This is a genomic window from Rothia sp. BD8 (assembly GCF_044878465.1).
Classification (GTDB): domain Bacteria; phylum Actinomycetota; class Actinomycetes; order Actinomycetales; family Micrococcaceae; genus Rothia; species Rothia kristinae.
The window spans coordinates 14,070-29,397 of the sequence record NZ_JANJES010000016.1; the positions used below are offsets into that span (position 1 = coordinate 14,070).

Annotated in this window: 14 protein-coding genes; 8 read left to right on the forward strand and 6 right to left on the reverse strand. The window is 72.7% G+C overall.

Annotated elements, in window-relative coordinates; genetic code table 11:
• Nucleotides 1-84 precede the first annotated feature (84 nt).
• Nucleotides 85-1,077, forward strand: coding sequence for a DUF389 domain-containing protein (locus NQ707_RS09930; protein WP_055684673.1), 993 nt, complete (start codon nucleotides 85-87; stop codon nucleotides 1,075-1,077).
• Nucleotides 1,078-1,101: 24 nt separating this feature from the next.
• On the opposite strand, the gene NQ707_RS09935 is transcribed toward NQ707_RS09930, so the two are convergent.
• On the reverse strand, nucleotides 1,102-2,067 hold the full coding sequence (locus NQ707_RS09935) for a sugar-binding transcriptional regulator (RefSeq protein ID WP_055684674.1): 966 nt from the start codon (nucleotides 2,065-2,067) through the stop codon (nucleotides 1,102-1,104).
• 168 nt (nucleotides 2,068-2,235) lie between these two features.
• Between NQ707_RS09935 and NQ707_RS09940 the strand changes: the two genes are divergently transcribed.
• The 4 genes from NQ707_RS09940 (at nucleotide 2,236) to NQ707_RS09955 (ending at nucleotide 7,624) form a co-directional block, all read left to right on the forward strand.
• Nucleotides 2,236-3,930 (forward strand): FAD-dependent oxidoreductase, encoded by a 1,695-nt coding sequence (locus tag NQ707_RS09940; protein ID WP_404435681.1) that lies wholly within the window; start codon nucleotides 2,236-2,238, stop codon nucleotides 3,928-3,930.
• A gap of 134 nt (nucleotides 3,931-4,064) precedes the next feature.
• Nucleotides 4,065-4,874, forward strand: a complete 810-nt coding sequence (locus NQ707_RS09945; RefSeq protein ID WP_207543981.1) for an MIP/aquaporin family protein — start codon at nucleotides 4,065-4,067, stop codon at nucleotides 4,872-4,874.
• Nucleotides 4,875-4,992: 118 nt separating this feature from the next.
• On the forward strand, nucleotides 4,993-6,564 hold the full coding sequence (gene glpK, locus NQ707_RS09950) for a glycerol kinase GlpK (protein ID WP_058753909.1): 1,572 nt from the start codon (nucleotides 4,993-4,995) through the stop codon (nucleotides 6,562-6,564).
• 259 nt (nucleotides 6,565-6,823) lie between these two features.
• Nucleotides 6,824-7,624 (forward strand): DNA-3-methyladenine glycosylase I, encoded by an 801-nt coding sequence (locus NQ707_RS09955; protein ID WP_100464706.1) that lies wholly within the window; start codon nucleotides 6,824-6,826, stop codon nucleotides 7,622-7,624.
• 49 nt (nucleotides 7,625-7,673) lie between these two features.
• Here the strand turns inward: NQ707_RS09955 and NQ707_RS09960 are convergent, their stop codons facing one another.
• From NQ707_RS09960 to NQ707_RS09970, 3 genes are all read right to left on the reverse strand, one after another.
• On the reverse strand, nucleotides 7,674-8,153 hold the full coding sequence (locus tag NQ707_RS09960) for a MarR family winged helix-turn-helix transcriptional regulator (protein ID WP_058731730.1): 480 nt from the start codon (nucleotides 8,151-8,153) through the stop codon (nucleotides 7,674-7,676).
• A 95-nt stretch (nucleotides 8,154-8,248) separates the two neighbouring features.
• On the reverse strand, nucleotides 8,249-9,265 hold the full coding sequence (locus tag NQ707_RS09965; protein ID WP_404435661.1) for an NADP-dependent oxidoreductase: 1,017 nt from the start codon (nucleotides 9,263-9,265) through the stop codon (nucleotides 8,249-8,251).
• Between the two features lie 103 nt (nucleotides 9,266-9,368).
• Nucleotides 9,369-9,758, reverse strand: coding sequence for a DUF1304 domain-containing protein (locus tag NQ707_RS09970; protein ID WP_197939441.1), 390 nt, complete (start codon nucleotides 9,756-9,758; stop codon nucleotides 9,369-9,371).
• A 90-nt stretch (nucleotides 9,759-9,848) separates the two neighbouring features.
• On the opposite strand from NQ707_RS09970, the gene NQ707_RS09975 reads away from it, so the two are divergent.
• Nucleotides 9,849-10,799 carry a beta-ketoacyl-ACP synthase III gene (locus NQ707_RS09975; RefSeq protein ID WP_055684679.1) on the forward strand — a complete coding sequence of 317 codons (951 nt, stop codon included), beginning with the start codon at nucleotides 9,849-9,851 and terminating at the stop codon, nucleotides 10,797-10,799.
• A gap of 111 nt (nucleotides 10,800-10,910) precedes the next feature.
• Here NQ707_RS09975 and NQ707_RS09980 read toward each other — a convergent pair whose 3' ends face one another.
• Entirely contained in the window at nucleotides 10,911-11,585 is a 675-nt protein-coding gene (locus tag NQ707_RS09980; RefSeq protein ID WP_404435663.1) for a TetR/AcrR family transcriptional regulator, read from the reverse strand.
• 96 nt (nucleotides 11,586-11,681) lie between these two features.
• On the opposite strand from NQ707_RS09980, the gene NQ707_RS09985 reads away from it, so the two are divergent.
• Entirely contained in the window at nucleotides 11,682-12,350 is a 669-nt protein-coding gene (locus tag NQ707_RS09985; protein WP_404435665.1) for a GAP family protein, read from the forward strand.
• A 44-nt stretch (nucleotides 12,351-12,394) separates the two neighbouring features.
• The gene (locus tag NQ707_RS09990) at nucleotides 12,395-14,104 is read left to right on the forward strand and encodes an ABC-ATPase domain-containing protein (protein ID WP_404435666.1); all 1,710 of its coding nucleotides are present in this window, start codon (nucleotides 12,395-12,397) and stop codon (nucleotides 14,102-14,104) included.
• On the opposite strand, the gene NQ707_RS09995 is transcribed toward NQ707_RS09990, so the two are convergent.
• Nucleotides 14,080-15,294: a cytochrome P450 gene (locus NQ707_RS09995; RefSeq protein WP_404435668.1), complete on the reverse strand. Its 1,215-nt coding sequence runs from the start codon at nucleotides 15,292-15,294 to the stop codon at nucleotides 14,080-14,082. The two genes, NQ707_RS09990 and NQ707_RS09995, sit on opposite strands and share 25 nt — an antisense overlap.
• Nucleotides 15,295-15,328: the final 34 nt, after the last annotated feature.

Below are 15,328 nucleotides of genomic sequence, written 5' to 3' on the forward strand. Positions count from 1 at the left end.
ACTGTGCGGTTCCGGCCTCGGGCTCCGGTCATCGGCCGGAGGACGACGGCCGGCGATGACCGGGCATCGGGGATAATCGCAGCCATGCTCGTGCACTTCCGCGTCACCGCCCCCGCCGACCTCGCCCGCGACATCCTCCGCCGCTGGCTGGACGATCCGCGCCTGATCGACGTCGTGCACCTGCCCGGGGCGGTGCGCCCCTCGGGGGATCTGCTGGAGGCCGACGTCGCCCGCGAGGCGGCCAGCGACATCCTCGAGCAGCTGGACCGGGCCGGGGTGCGCGAGCGCGGCGGCGTCGCGATCAGCCAGCCGCTGGGCACCCCGTCGACCGCCGCCGAGGACGCCGAGCGGGCCGCCCGCGGGGATCCGGATGATGCCGTGATCTGGTCCCTGGTCGAGGACGAGGCGCAGGCCGCCAGCCGGGCCACCCCCAGCTACCTGGTGTTCCTGCTCATCGCGGTCGCCCTGGCGGGGATCGCCGTGCTCACCGACTCCGCGGTGCTCGTGGTCGGGGCGATGGTCGTGGGCCCGGACTTCTCCGTCGTGGCCGCGGCGTGCACCGGGGCGGTGCTGGGCCGGTGGCGGCTGGCCGGGCGGGCCCTGTGGCTGCTGGTCTGGAGCTTCGCCCTGGTCACGGCGGTGGTGGCGGTGGCGGCCTTCGCCGCCCTGCACGCGGGGGCCTTCACCCCCGAGGAGGTCACCCGCGCCCGACCCCAGACGGGTTTCATCTGGCGCCCGGACATCTGGTCCTTCGTCGTGGCTCTGCTGGCCGGCGCCGCCGGGGTGTGGGCCCAGACCACGGACAAGACCAGCGCGATGGTGGGGGTCTTCATCTCGGTGACCACGGTGCCCGCCGCGGGCAACCTCGCCCTCGGGGTGGCCATCGGCTCGGCGGCGGAGATCGCCGGCTCGGCCTCCCAGCTGGGTCTGAACGTGCTGGGCCTGCTGGTGGCCGGCGTCACGACCCTGCTGCTGCAGCGGATCGCCTGGCGCCACCTGGACGCCGACCGGCGCGCGCGCCTGGACCGGCTGCTGCGCCCGGCCCCCGCGCACGCGCACCCCTGGCAGCGGCGCTGAGCCGGGCGCCCGGAGGATCGGGCGTCACCCGCGGGCGGGGGCGGCCCGCTCCAGCAGGAGGCGGGCCGTGGCCTCGTCGATCACCAGGTCCGTGATGGCCCCGGCCCGCAGCGCCCCCAGCAGGGCGGGGACCCGGTGCGCCCCGGAGGCCACGCACAGCCGCCGTGGGATCCGGGCCAGCTGCTCCGGGGTCGGACCGGTGGCCCGGCGGTTCAGCTCGACGTCTGCCCAGGTGCCGTTCTCGCGCAGCAGCACCGTGCACACGTCGCCGACCACCCGGTCCCGGGCGATCGCGGCGTAGTCGCGCTCCTCGAGGTACCCGGAGCTGTACACGTGGGAGGGCACGGCCCCGTGCAGCGCTCCCACGCCGAACACGGCCACGCGGGCGCCGCGCTGGACCTCCAAGACGCCGCGGATGCTGCGTTCGCGCCACATGGCCTGCTTGGTCTCGGGGTAGTCGAAGAACGCCGGGACCGGGAAGTGCACGACGCGGGAGCCGTAGGCCTCGGCCACCGCATCCAGGATGGCCCCGGTGTAGGGGATGCCCGTGCGGCTGGCGTTGCCGGCCCCGTTGAGCTGGACGACGACGGAGTCGGGCATGTGCCGGTGGGACAGGTGCCGGGCGAACTCGGTGATGGTCGAGCCCCAGGCCAGGCCCAGCACGGTGCCGGGCTCCAGCAGCCCGTCCAGGTGCTCGGCGGCGACCCGGCAGACCTGCTCCAGGCGCACCAGCTCGGAGACCCCCGCCGCGACCGGCACGACGTCGGCGGTGACCCCGAAGCCACGCTGGATCTGATCGGCCAGCGCCGTGCGGCCCGTCGAGCGCGGGGCGATCTCGATGCGCACCAGGCCCGTGGCCCGGGCGTGCTTGAGCAGGCGGGAGACCGTGGCCCGGGAGATGCCCAGGTCGTGGGCGATGGAGTCCATGGTCCGCTCCTGGCGGTAGTAGCTCGAGGCCACCTCCCACGCCAGATCATCACGTTCTTTCACCGAGCACCCTCCGCACCTGCACATTCTTCCACCGGTGCTGACCATCCTTTCATGACGCGGTAGAACTGGTGGGCAGTGATACGAACCACGTCCGCGACGCAAGGAGCACCCGTGAATACCCCCGCAACCCACCTGACCGCTGAGACCCGCGCCGAGGCGCTGGCGGCGATGTCCGACGAGGAGGGCGTGGACGTCCTCGTGATCGGCGGCGGCGTGACCGGCGCCGGCATCGCCCTGGACGCCGCGACCCGCGGGCTGCGCACCGCCGTCGTGGACGCCGGGGACTGGGCCTCCGGCACCTCCGCCTGGTCCTCCAAGCTCGTGCACGGCGGGCTGCGCTATCTGCTGAACCTGGACTTCAAGCTCGTCGCCGAGGCGCTGAAGGAGCGCGGACTGCTGCTGACGTCGCTGGCCCCGCACCTGGTCAAGGCCCAGCCCTTCCTGTGGCCCCTGAAGATGCCGGTCATCGAGCGCTCCTACTCGGCGATCGGCATCGGCATGTACGACGCGATGGCCATCGCCGGTGCCCGCGGGAAGAAGACCGTACCCACCCAGAAGCACTACTCCAAGAAGGGCGCGCTGCGGCTGTTCCCTGACATCAAGTCCTCCGAGCTGACCGGAGCCATCCGCTTCTACGATGCCCGCGTGGACGACGCCCGCCTGGTCATCGACCTGATCCGCACCGCCGCCGGCTACGGCGCCCTGGCGGCCTCCCGCACCCAGGTCACCCGCATCATCAAGTCCGCCACCGGGCGGGTCGAGGGCGCGGTGGTCACGGACCTGGAGACCGGGCGGGAGCACACCGTGCGCGCGAAGCACGTCATCAACGCCACCGGCGTGTGGACCGAGGAGACCGAGAAGCTGGCCGCTCCGGACTCCGGGCTGCAGGTGCTGGCCTCCAAGGGCGTGCACATCGTCGTGCCCCGCGAGCGCATCAACGCCGAGGCCGGGATCTTCCTGCGCACCGAGAAGTCGGTGCTGTTCATCATCCCCTGGCAGCGGTACTGGGTCATCGGCACCACCGACACCCCCTACGACCAGGACGTCGCCCGCCCCGTGGCCACCTCCCAGGACATCGACTACATCCTGGAGCACGCCAACGCGATCCTGGACAAGCCGCTGACGCGTGAGGACATCGTCTCCACCTACGCCGGGCTGCGCCCGCTGCTGCAGCCGGGCACCAAGGGCGATGACACCCAGTCCACCAAGGTCTCCCGCGAGCACACCGTCACCGAGGTCGCACCGGGCATGTCCGCGATCGCCGGCGGGAAGCTGACCACCTACCGCGTCATGGCCCGCGACGCCGTGGACTTCGCCCTCGGTTCGGCGGCGAAGATCCGTCCCTCCATCACAGAGCACACCCCGCTGGTCGGGGCCCACGGCTACGAGGCGGCTCGGGCCCGCGCCGGGCGGATCGCCGAGGAGCAGGGCTGGACCGCCGCCCGGGTGGACTCCCTGCTGGACCGCTACGGCGCCGAGATCGACGACGTGCTGGACCTGATCCGGGAGGACTCCTCCTGGGGCCGGCCCCTGGAGCACGCCCCGATGTTCCTGCGGGCCGAGGCCCTGCTGGCCGTGCGCCACGAGGGCGCCCTGCATCTGGAGGACGTCCTGATGCGCCGGGTGCGCCTGGACATCGAGCAGCGCGACCGCGGTCTGGCCGCCGCCGACGAGATCCTCGAGATCATGGCGGCCGAGCTGGGCTGGGACGAGCAGCGGATCGCGAAGGAGAAGGACTCCTATGCCACCCGCGTGCGCGACATCGAGCGCGCCGAGGAGCTGGATGACGATGCCGGGGCCTCCGGGATCATCACCGCGGATCCGGAGATCGTGCCCCGCAGGACCTTCGGCTCCGGGAAGTAGCCTCCCCCCCCGACTTCACCTGAAGACGCCGAGCCGAAACCCCGCCCGCTGCGCCCGGGCCCCGAGCGCAGCGGGCGGGGGCGCGGCCGGATCCTTTCGAGACAAGGCACGATGACGTGCCGGAAAGCAGCGCCATGTTCGCTTCCGTCCTGTCCGCGGTCTCCGCGGGCCCCCTCCTGACCGCCGGCGGGCTGGTCACCGACGCCGGGGTGCCGACCGGCTGGGGCATGTTCGCCTCCGAATTCCTCGGCACGCTGATCCTGATCGTCCTGGGCTGCGGCGTCGTCGCCGGGCAGGTGCTGCCGCGCACCAAGAACCACGGCGGCGGCTGGCTCATGGTGGCCTTCGGCTGGGGCCTGGCCGTGTACGCCGGCGTCTACGCCGCGTACCTGACCGGCGGGCACCTGAACCCGGCGGTGACCATCGGCCTGGCCCTGCGCGACGGGCAGCTGACCGACGGGGTGCCGGCCACCGCGGCCAACATGCTCTACTACATCGCCGGGCAGATGGTCGGGGCGATCATCGGCGCGATCATCGTGTACCTGACCCACAAGAAGCACTTCGATGAGGAGGCTCCGGCCGCGGACAAGCTCGGGGTGTTCTCCACCGGACCCGAGATCCGCTCCTACGGCTGGAACCTGCTCACCGAGATCGTGGCGACCTTCGTGCTGGTGGCCTTCGTCATCGTCGCCGGGAAGACCCCCACCGAGGTCGGTCCGCTGGCCGTGGCCCTGGTGGTCGTGGCGATCGGGGTGTCCCTGGGTGGGCCCACCGGCTACGCGATCAACCCGGCCCGGGATCTGGGCCCGCGCATCGCCCACGCGATCCTGCCCATCAAGGGCAAGGGCACCTCGGACTGGGCCTACTCCTGGATCCCCGTGGTGGGCCCGATCGTCGGCGGCGTGCTGGCAGCGCTGATCGTGCCCCTGTTCGTCAGTCTGTGACCGACTCCCTCCCCTGAAGCAACCGCCGCGACCGTCCCCACGGCGGCCGCGACCCCCCCACCCCGCGGTGACCGGAGGGCCCCCTCCGCCGCCGCCGATCTGGAAAGGCACCGACGCCATGACCGAGAAGAAGAACGAGCACCTGTACTCCGAGACCAACGACGAGGAGAAGCGCTACGTCCTGGCCATCGACCAGGGCACCACCAGCTCCCGGGCGATCCTGTTCGACCGGAAGGGAGAGATCGTCTCCGTCGGACAGCTGGAGCACGAGCAGATCTTCCCGAAGGCCGGGTGGGTCGAGCACGACCCGCAGGAGATCTGGCGCAACATCCGCCGCGCCGTCGGCGACTGCCTGTCCGAGGCCGAGGTCAACCACCACGACATCGCCGCCGTGGGCATCACCAACCAGCGCGAGACGACCGTGGTGTGGGATAAGAACACCGGGGAGCCGGTGTACAACGCGATCGTCTGGCAGGACACCCGCACCCAGCGGATCTGCGAGGAGCTGGCCGGTCAGGACGGGCCGGGCAAGTACCGGGACCGCGTCGGGCTGGACTTCGCGACCTACTTCGCCGGACCCAAGATCAAGTGGATCCTGGACAACGTCGACGGCGCGCGCGAGAAGGCCGAGAACGGGGACCTGCTGTTCGGCACCACCGACACCTGGGTGCTGTGGAACCTCACCGGCGGCACCGACGGCGGCGTGCACGTCACGGATGTGACCAACGCCTCCAGGACCATGCTCATGAACTTCCGCACCCTGGAGTGGGAGGAGGACATCGCCGAGGACTTCGGGATCCCGATGTCGATGCTGCCGGAGATCCGCTCCTCCGCCGAGGTCTACGGGCGCGGACGCAAGGCCCGCGGCCTGCTGCGAGGGGTGCCGATCGCCGGGATCCTCGGGGATCAGCAGGCCGCGACCTTCGGGCAGGCCTGCTTCGAGAAGGGCATGTCCAAGAACACCTACGGCACCGGCAACTTCATGCTGATGAACACCGGCGAGGAGCCGGTGATCTCCGAGAACGGCCTGCTGACCACTCTGGCGTACAAGATCGGGGATCAGAAGCCGGTCTACGCTCTGGAGGGCTCGATCGCCGTGTCCGGTTCCCTGATCCAGTGGCTGCGGGACAACCTGGAGCTGATCGGCAGCGCCGCGGAGACCGAGGAGCTGGCCACCTCCGTGGAGGATTCCGGTGGGACCTACTTCGTCCCGGCCTTCTCCGGGCTGTTCGCCCCGCACTGGCGCTCCGACGCCCGCGGCGTGCTGGTGGGGATGACCCGCTACGTCAAGAAGGCCCACATCGCCCGCGCCGCCCTGGAGGCCACGGCCTTCCAGACCCGCGAGGTGCTGGACGCGATGAACGCGGACTCCGGCGTGGAGCTGACCGAGCTGCGCGTGGACGGCGGGATGACCGCCAACGAGTTCCTCATGCAGTTCCAGGCGGACCTGCTGCGCGTTCCGGTGATCCGCCCGAAGGTCACCGAGACCACGGCCCTGGGTGCTGCGTACGCGGCCGGGATCGCCGTCGGCTTCTGGGAGGGCGAGCAGGACGTCACGGACAACTGGCAGGAGGATAAGCGCTGGGAGCCGGAGATGTCCGAGGAGGAGGTCGAGCGCCAGTACCGGCTGTGGAAGAAGGCCGTGCAGCGCACCCTGGACTGGGTGGACGAGGACGTCGAGCAGCACTGACCTCGCCCCGCGCGCCCCGCGCCCGCGGGGCGAGGAGGTGAGGTGAGGGGCCGGGCGCACCGCGAGGTGCCCCGCCCCCTCGCGCATGCCCGGGCCGGGGCCGGATCCTGTGGATCGGCCCGCCCGCGATCCCGCGGGATCCACCGACGGCCGGGGCGGGTGCGGTCTCCCGGGGGTGTGCGGCGCCTGCGGAACTCGCGCCGGTGATAGCGTCCCGGGGCAGGAGGCCGCCACCCCGGCGGCAGCACAGGAGGCGACGATGCGGCCCACCACCGATAGGCAGAACGGGAGCGCGCGGGAGGAGACCGTGCGGGAGGATGCTCCACGGCAGGCAGACGTGCCGGAGGCGACGGAGACGGCGCCGCCGCGCACCCCGTGGGCCTCGGCGAGCTCCATGATGCGCTCGTACTACGACCGCGAATGGGGCCTGCCCGTCACGGATGAGCGCGGGCTCTACGAGCGGCTGTGTCTGGAGGGCTTCCAGGCCGGGCTGTCCTGGGCCACGGTGCTCTCCCGGCGCGAGGCCTTCCGCCAGGCCTTCGACGGCTTCGACCCGGAGGCGGTGGCCGCCTTCGACGAGGACCGGATCCAGGCCCTGATGCAGGACGCCGCGATCATCCGCTCCCGGCCCAAGATCACCGCCGCCGTGACCAACGCCCGCGCCGTGCTGCAGCTGCGGGAGCGGGTCCGGCAGGCCGAGGAGCGTCCGGGGCCCGGGACCGGGCTGGACGCCACCGGGACGGTGCCGCTGACCGGCTTCGCGCTGCCCCGGTGGGCGGGCGAGCCCCTGAAGATCCCGTCCGGCCTGCCCGCGCTGATCTGGTCCTTCTGCCCGCAGACCACCCCGCACCCGGAGTCACCGGAGCAGGTGCCCACCAGCTCTCCGGTCTCGGCGGCCCTGGCGAAGACGCTCAAGCGCAACGGCTTCCGGTTCATCGGGCCCACCAGCGCCTACGCGCTGATGGAGGCGATCGGGATGGTGGACACCCACTGGGTCGGCAGCCACCGGCGAGGGGTCTCCGGGATCTTCTCCCCGGAGGGAACCAGGCCGTCGAGCTGAGCGGAGCGGCGCAGCTGCCCGCCTCGGCGGATCGGGTCAGGGACCCGGGTCAGTCGGCGTCACTGTCCAGCTCGCGGGTGACCCGCCGCAGGATCTTGGTGGCCTCCCACAGGGTCTCGCGCTCCTCGGGACTCAGCTGCGCCATGGCCGGGCTCACCCGGTCGGAGGCCAATCGGCGGAACTCCTGCAGCTCCGCGCGGCCCCGCGGGGTGATCAGCACGAGCCGGGCCCGGCCGTCGTCGGGATCATCCATCCGGTCCACCAGCCCCTGGGACTGCAGGCGCTGGATGACTCCGGTCATGGTCGGCTGGGTGATGTGCTCGGCGTGGGCCAGATCCCCGATGCGCATGGGGCCCTTGGCCTGCAGGTTGGACAGGGTCCGCAGCACGACGGCGGAGCGCTCGCGTCCGCGGTGTCGGGAGGCGGCCCGCACGAACCTGCTGGCCCGCACGATCAGCTCCCCGGCCCGGTACTGATCCCGGTCCATGCCCGCCGGCGTGTCATCCCAGCTCTTCTCGCCGTCCTGCACGTCGCTCCAGCTCCCCGTCCTCGTCGTTGCGGCCTCGATCCACCCTATCCCGGGCGGCGGCCCGGGCCAGCCTCCGTGACGCGGGCGCACCCGTGTCAGATGCGCACGACCATCTTCCCGGTGTTGGCCCCGCGCATCATGGACAGGAAGGCCTCCACGGCGTGGTCCAGGCCGTCCACCACCGTCTCATCCCAGACGATCTTCCCTTCGGCCAGCCAGCCGCTCATGCGCCGGTTGAACTCCTCGGCACAGTCCAGGTAGTCGCCCACGGTGAACCCGTGCAGGGTCAGGGAGTTCTTGATGAGGTTCACCATGTTGTCCGGGCCGGGCTGACGCTCGGTCTCGTTGTACTGGCTGATCGCCCCGCAGGCGGCGACCCGGCCGCCGCGGTTGAGCACGTCCAGGGCGGCCTCCAGGTGGTCTCCGCCGACGTTGTCGAAGTAGACGTCGATGCCGTCGGGGGCGTGTTCGGGCAGCTGCTCGCGCACGGGGGCCTGCTTGTAGTCGAAGGCGGCGTCGAAGCCGTACTTCTCGGTGAGCAGCCGGACCTTCTCGGGCGAGCCCGCGGAGCCGATGACCCGCTCGGCGCCGAGCTGGCGGGCGATCTGTCCGACCATCGAACCCACTGCACCGGCGGCCCCGGAGACGAACACGGTGTCCCCCTCCCGGAAGGAGGCGGCGCGGGTGAGACCGGTGTAGGCGGTCAGCCCGGTCATGCCCAGCACGGACAGGTACGCGGAGCTCGGAAGGCCCCCCGGCTCGGGCACGGCGCGGAAGTCCGCGGCATCGCCCTGGGCCAGGTCGCGCCAGCCCTGCTGGTGGCTGACCAGGGTGCCCTCCGACAGGTCGGGGCTGCGCGAGGCGATCACGCGCCCGACGGCCGCGCCGTCCATCGTCTCCCCCAGGGCGAAGGGCTCCACGTAGCTCTTCTCATCCACCATGCGCCCGCGCATGTACGGGTCCACGGAGATGAACTCGTTGCGCACGCGCACCTGGCCCTCGGCCAGGTCCGGCAGCTCGACGCTGACGGTGCGGAAGTCGGTCTCCTCGGGCCATCCGGTGGGCCGGTGCACGAGCTGGATCTGGGTGCTGATGCTCTGGTTCTGATTCATCCCCCCATCGTCCTCCCGCCCGCGGAAGCTCGCCCCGGCGTTTCGCGCAGAGACGAGACCTGGAAGCGGCGTCGTTCCAGGTCAACGGCGAACAGGGCGGCCCTCAGGCCAGCAGCGCCCCCGCACCGAGGCACAGCAGGGCCAGCAGCGGCAGGGTCCCCTGCTTCATGGCCGCGCCGCGCTGGCCGGGTGAGGAGCAGAACAGCACCAGGGCCGCCCCGAGCATGCTGCCCAGTCCCGCGATGCCCAGGGTCAGGCCCACGGTGTCCGCCCCGGCGAACCAGCAGATCGCCCCGAGCGCTGCCAGCACGGCCAGGAAGAGGTTGTAGAAGCCCTGGTTGAAGGCGAGCTCGCGGGTGGCCGCGGCCTCCTCGGGGCTCGTGCCGAAGGCCCCGCGCGCCCGGGGGCTCTCCCAGCGCAGGGATTCCAGGACGAAGATCACCACATGCAGGGCGGCGGCGAGCAGGGCGAGGATCTGGGCGAGGACGGTCACGGGGCTCCTGAGGTTCGAGGGCGGACGCGGGCGGACCTCTCCGGGCGGCGGATGCGCGCCCGAGCGGCCCGGGAGGATAAAATCGACGGCATGTCGACTACGCACCATGGTTCCACGATCATCGGCCTCGGGCACTACCAGCCCGAGCGCGTGATGACCAACTTCGATATCGCCGAGCTGGTGGAGACCGACGACGAGTGGATCCAGACCCGCACGGGCATCCGCGAGCGGCACATCGCCGCCGAGGATGAGACCGTCCTGGACATGGCCGAGCGCGCCGGGCGCATGGCCCTGGAGGAGTCCGGCCTCACGGACGTGGACCTGGTGGTGGTGGCCAGCACGACCACCACCGAGCACAGCCCCAACACCGCCGGGCGGATCAGCCAGCGCCTGGGCTTCACGGCCCCGGCGATCATGGACGTGAACACCGCCTGCTCGGGCTTCGAGTACGCCGTGGGCGTGGCCGATCAGGCGATCCGGGCCGGCTCGGCCTCCACCGCCCTGGTGATCGGGGCGGATAAGCTCTCCGCGGTCACGGACTGGACGGACCGGCGCACCTGCATCCTGGTGGCCGACGGCGCGGGCGCCGTCGTGCTCACCGCCGCCGAGACCCCGGGCATCACCCCGACCATCTGGGGCTCCGTCCCGCAGATGGCCGACGCCGTGACCATCGACGGGGACCCGACCACCTTCAGCCAGGACGGGCGCCAGGTGATGCGCTGGGCCTTCACCGAGGCCGCCAAGCAGGCCCAGCGGGTGCTGGAGGCCGCCGAACTGAGCATGGACGACATCGACGTGCTGGCCTTCCACCAGGCCAACCTGCGGCTGATCGAGCCGCTGGCCAAGGCCCTGGGCGCCCGCGAGGACCAGGTGGTGCTGCAGGACATCGTCGAATCCGGGAACACCTCGGCCGGCTCCGTTCCCCTGGCGCTGTCCAAGTACTGGCACCGCGGTGAGCTGCCGCGCGGCGGCAGGGCCCTGCTGCTGGGCTTCGGCGGCGGCTTCACCTACGCGGGCCAGGTCGTGACCCTGCCGGCCTGACCCGCCTTCGGGGCCCGGCGCCGTCGGCTCCGTTTCGGGAGCCCTCCGGTGGTTCGGGAGCACGCGCAGTGCTCCCGAAACACCGGAGGGCTCCCGTTTTTCCATAGCGACTCAGGGGCCGTCGGCCAGCTCGGCGTCGAGATCCGCGACGACCTCCGCGAGGTGCTCGCGCATCTGGCGCGGGTCCAGCGCCCCGGGGTAGATGATCTCCTGAGCGGCCAGCCCGTCCAGGCACCAGTGCAGCCGCCGCGCCAGGCGCTGCGTCTGCTCGAGTCGGCCTCGCTCCCGACCCGGGGCGTCGTCCGCCCCGACCGGCCCCTCCCGGTCCTGCCCGTCCCGCTCCCGCGCCGCGGCCAGCAGCCCGACGCAGCGGGCGGCGAAGGCGCGCAGGCGGCGGTTCTGCTCCTGGCGGTACCCGCGCCAGTAGGCGTCCTCCCGGTCCAGTGAGGCCAGCTCGGCGTAGGCGATCAGCTCTCGACGGCGCCGCTCATCCAGGGGCAGCAGCTCCTCGCACAGGCGGCAGACCCGGGCGGGGGCGTCCTCCTCGGCGCCCTCGAAGCCGATGGCCCCGATCCGCTGGGCCAGCTGCTCGGTCAGGTGCTCCCCCGCGAAGCGCAGCAGGCCCTGGTGATCCGGGAAGTAGTGGCGCATCGCCCCGGCCGAGCACGCGGCCCGCTGGGCGACGGCGCGCACGGAGGCCGCGGCGAGGCCCTGCTCGGCCATCAGGTCGATGGCCGCCTGGGCCAGTTCCTCGCGGCGGACGCGGTGATCCACGATCTTGGGCATATCCGCATCCTAAGAGGCGCGGGCCTCTGCTATCTTTTCAACACAGTCGTATTTTTTACCGCCGCGGGCTCCGGCCCCGGGGAAAGGAGGGCGAAGATGCTCACGCTGCTGCTGCCCCTGGCCGGCCTGGCCCTGCTGGACTCCACGAGCGTCGGCACCCTGGTGATCCCGGGGCTGCTGCTGGCCCGGTCCACCCCGCCCTACCGGGCGCTGCCCTGGTACGCCGGGACGCTGTTCCTCTTCTACCTCCTCATCGGCCTTCTCGGGCTGGGCGGGCTGGACCTGATCGGCGCGGCCTCCGAGCTGCGCACCACGGACCTGGGGCTGTGGGTCCAGCTGATCGTCGGGGCCGCACTGGTGCTGTGGGGCGTGCTCACCAAGGACCCGGAGAAGAGCCTGACCCGCTGGCGGTCCCGGTTGGACCGGCCGCTGACCCGCCGGGGTGCCGCCGGGCTGGGGCTGACCGCGGGCGTCATCGAGCTGGCCGGGATGCTGCCGTACCTGGCTGCCCTGGGGATGCTGACCGCCGCGCAGCTGCCCGCCGCAGCGAAGATGAGCCTGCTGGCGGGTTACTGCCTGGTGATGTTCCTGCCGGCCCTGCTGCTGACGGGGCTGCGCCTGAGCCTGGGCCGGGGCTTCACCGCCCGGCTGCAGCGCTTCACCGAGTGGATGATGCGCCAGGCGGAGCACACCCTGCTGTGGGTGGCCGCGATCGTCGGGGTGCTGCTGATCCGCAAACCCATCGCCGAGCTGTTCCTGAGGTGACGCCCCGCCCCGTCCCGCCAGGCCCGTGTGTCTACCATCGAGGCATGACACGCACACGCCAGGACCTCATCGACGCGCTGCACCGCCTGGACGGCTCCGGCTACGGCGGCTACAAGCGCATCACCGGCCGCTATGACCTGGGCGAGGCGGAGCTGATCATCGACCACGTCCAGTCCGATCCCTACGCCCCGCCGTCCTCCCTGCGCCTGGCCGTGCGCCTCGCCGACTCCGCGGTGCCCGGCGAGCTGACCCGCACCCGCGCCCAGCGCACCGCCGTCGCGGATTTCCTGGCCCGGGACCTGCACACCCGCCTGCACCGAGCCAGCCGGGACCTGCGCCTGTCCGCACCGGGGCAGGAGGTCCTGGAGCGCAGCAGCGTCGTGCTGCTGGGAGACTCCGACGGGCCTGCTGAGACCATCGAGGTGCGCTTCAACGCCGCCCTGCCCGCCGCGGGCCGCCGGATCAAGGGCCGCGCGGCGGCCCGACTGCTCACCGGGGATCTGCCGGAGGCCGTGCGCGCCTCGGCGCTGTTCGGCGGCCTGGACGAGGCCGCCCTGCGCGAGCACGTCACGCTGCACCTGGACCAGCTGGCCCTGCGCGAGGGCCTGCGGGACCGGGGCCTGGTGGCCTTCCTCGGGGACGGGGCCGTGCTGCCGCGCTCCTCCGGGGTCTCGGATGAGCCCCTGCCCGACGCCGTCGCCTTCCGCAGCCCCGACTCCCTGCGGGTGGGCTTCGAGCTGCCCAGCGGGCGCACCGTCACCGGGATGGGGGTGCCCCGCGGGATCACGGTGATCGTCGGGGGCGGCTACCACGGCAAGTCCACCCTGCTGCGCGCGATCGAACGCGGCGTGTGCCCGCACGTCGGCGGGGACGGGCGGGAGTGGGTGCTCACCGATCCCGACGCCGTGAGCGTGCGCGCCGAGGACGGGCGGGCCGTGACCGGCACGGACATCTCCGCGTTCATCACGAACCTGCCCTCCGGGACGGACACCACCGCCTTCTCCACAGCGAACGCCTCCGGGTCCACCTCCCAGGCCGCCAACCTCGCCGAAGCCCTCGAGGCCGGGGCGAACGCTCTGCTGATCGACGAGGACACCTCGGCCACCAACTTCATGATCCGGGATGCGGCGATGCGCGAGCTCATCCCGGCCGGATCCGAGCCGATCACCCCGTTCGTGCAGCGCATCCGCGCCCTGTATGAGCAGCGCGGGATCTCCACGGTGCTGGTGGCCGGAGGCTCCGGGGCGTTCTTCCCCGTGGCCGATCACGTGATCGCGATGGAGGCCTACGAGCCGCGGGAGGTCACCGACCGGGCCCGGGAGATCGCCGCGCGCTTCCCCGACGAGGGTCCCGCCCCTGACGAGGGGTGGGGCGAGGTCTTCGCCCGGCCGGTGCCGGCCCGCGTGCCGGACCCGGCGAGCCTGAACCCACAGGATAAGCGCAAGCCGGCCCGGGCCCGCGGGGAGCACACGATCCAGTTCGGCCGCCAGGACATCGACCTGGCCTTCCTCGCGCAGCTGGCCGGCACCCCGCAGACCGCGGCGATCGCCCTGTCCCTGGAGATGATGGCCCGGTGGGCCGACGGGCGGACCTCCCTGCCGCAGCTGGCCGACCGGGTGGTGGAGCTGCTGGAGCAGGAGGGCCTGGACGGGCTGAGCGGGGCCCGGCGGGACCCGCGCGGGGACCTGGCGATGCCGCGGCGCCAGGAGATCCTCGCCGCCGCTTCCCGCTACCGGGGGCTGCGCCTGCGCTGACCAGCTCCCCCCGGACGGGTGGGCGCGGGGCCGACGCGCACCAGCATCCCGCGCAGCCGGTACCCGGCGATCAGCGGGTCCTCCGCGCGCCGCGGCTCCCGGACGATCCGGACGCCGCGGGCCAGCAACTCGTCGATCAGCAGCCGCGTCTCCAGCAGGGCCAGGGGCTCGCCCGGGCAGCGGTGCGTGCCGTGCCCGAAGCTCAGCCCGGCCGCCCGGGACCCCGGCAGGCCCCGGTCCGGGCGGATCCGATCCGGACGCTCCCCCACGGCCTCCGGGTCCCGGTTGGCCGCCCGCACGTCCAGGTCCAGGAACGCCCCGACCGGCAGCTGCGCCTGCCCGCCCGCGCCGGAGATGGGCTCGCGCACCCGCCGGTACAGGTGGCCCACCACCGGCTCCACCCGCAGGATCTCGCGCAGCAGCAGATCCCGACCGTCCGCGTCCGCGGCGCGGTAGGCCTCGGCCAGGGCGGGATCCTCGAGCAGCCGCCACGTCGCCATCGTGATGAACTCGCGGGTGGTGACCATCCCGGCCGTGGCCCAGGTCATCGCCTCGGCGAGGATCTCCACCCGGCCCGCCCCGTGGGCCAGCAGGGTCCCGATCGGGTCCCGGCGCACCACGCGCCGATGGGCGCGGATCGCGGGGGCGACGTCGCCGTGCCAGAAACCGAGGACGGCCCGCAGCCCGCGCACGGCCGCCTGGATCCACTGGCGGCGGGTGCGGCCGTAGTCGGGCCGGGCGTAGTCCACCGGCGGCTGGGTGAAGAACCTCTCCAGGCGGCGCGCGGTGGCCGGGATGCGGTCCTCCGGCAGCCCGACGACCCGAGCGGCCACCGCCACCGAGTAGCGCAGGGCCGCCTCGTCCAGACACCGCGGGGCGCCGTCCGCACTCAGCTGGCGGGCGGTGCGCCGGGCCATCGCCCGGATGAACCGCTCGTGGGCTCCCCGCAGGGCCGGCGGGGCGAAGAACCGGCCGAGCTCCCGGCGCCGCTCGTCCCGGCCGGGATCGTCCGCGATCAGCAGGGGACGACGGCGGAACAGCCCCTCGGGGATCTTCTCCGCGGTGAACCCGGCCTGGGTGCTCGCCCCGCGCAGCCCGAGCACCTGGCGGGCCCGGACCATCGACCGGATCCGGGTGATCGGGCAGGCGCCCAGCTCCGCGCTCACCTCCGAACCCGGCTCTGACTTCACGTCCGCACTCGCCCCCGTGCTCTCGGCCCGCCCG

Excerpts from the sequence above, each read along its gene's own strand:
- NQ707_RS09930 (WP_055684673.1), top strand. The coding sequence starts at position 85 with ATGCTCGTGCACTTCCGCGTCACCGCCCCCGCCGACCTCGCCCGCGAC.
- NQ707_RS09940 (WP_404435681.1), top strand. The coding sequence starts at position 2,236 with ATGTCCGACGAGGAGGGCGTGGACGTCCTCGTGATCGGCGGCGGCGTG.
- NQ707_RS09945 (WP_207543981.1), top strand. The coding sequence starts at position 4,065 with ATGTTCGCTTCCGTCCTGTCCGCGGTCTCCGCGGGCCCCCTCCTGACC.
- glpK (WP_058753909.1), top strand. The coding sequence starts at position 4,993 with ATGACCGAGAAGAAGAACGAGCACCTGTACTCCGAGACCAACGACGAG.
- NQ707_RS09955 (WP_100464706.1), top strand. The coding sequence starts at position 6,824 with ATGCGGCCCACCACCGATAGGCAGAACGGGAGCGCGCGGGAGGAGACC.
- NQ707_RS09965 (WP_404435661.1), bottom strand. The coding sequence starts at position 9,265 with ATGAATCAGAACCAGAGCATCAGCACCCAGATCCAGCTCGTGCACCGG.
- NQ707_RS09975 (WP_055684679.1), top strand. The coding sequence starts at position 9,849 with ATGTCGACTACGCACCATGGTTCCACGATCATCGGCCTCGGGCACTAC.
- NQ707_RS09980 (WP_404435663.1), bottom strand. The coding sequence starts at position 11,585 with ATGCCCAAGATCGTGGATCACCGCGTCCGCCGCGAGGAACTGGCCCAG.
- NQ707_RS09985 (WP_404435665.1), top strand. The coding sequence starts at position 11,682 with ATGCTCACGCTGCTGCTGCCCCTGGCCGGCCTGGCCCTGCTGGACTCC.
- NQ707_RS09990 (WP_404435666.1), top strand. The coding sequence starts at position 12,395 with ATGACACGCACACGCCAGGACCTCATCGACGCGCTGCACCGCCTGGAC.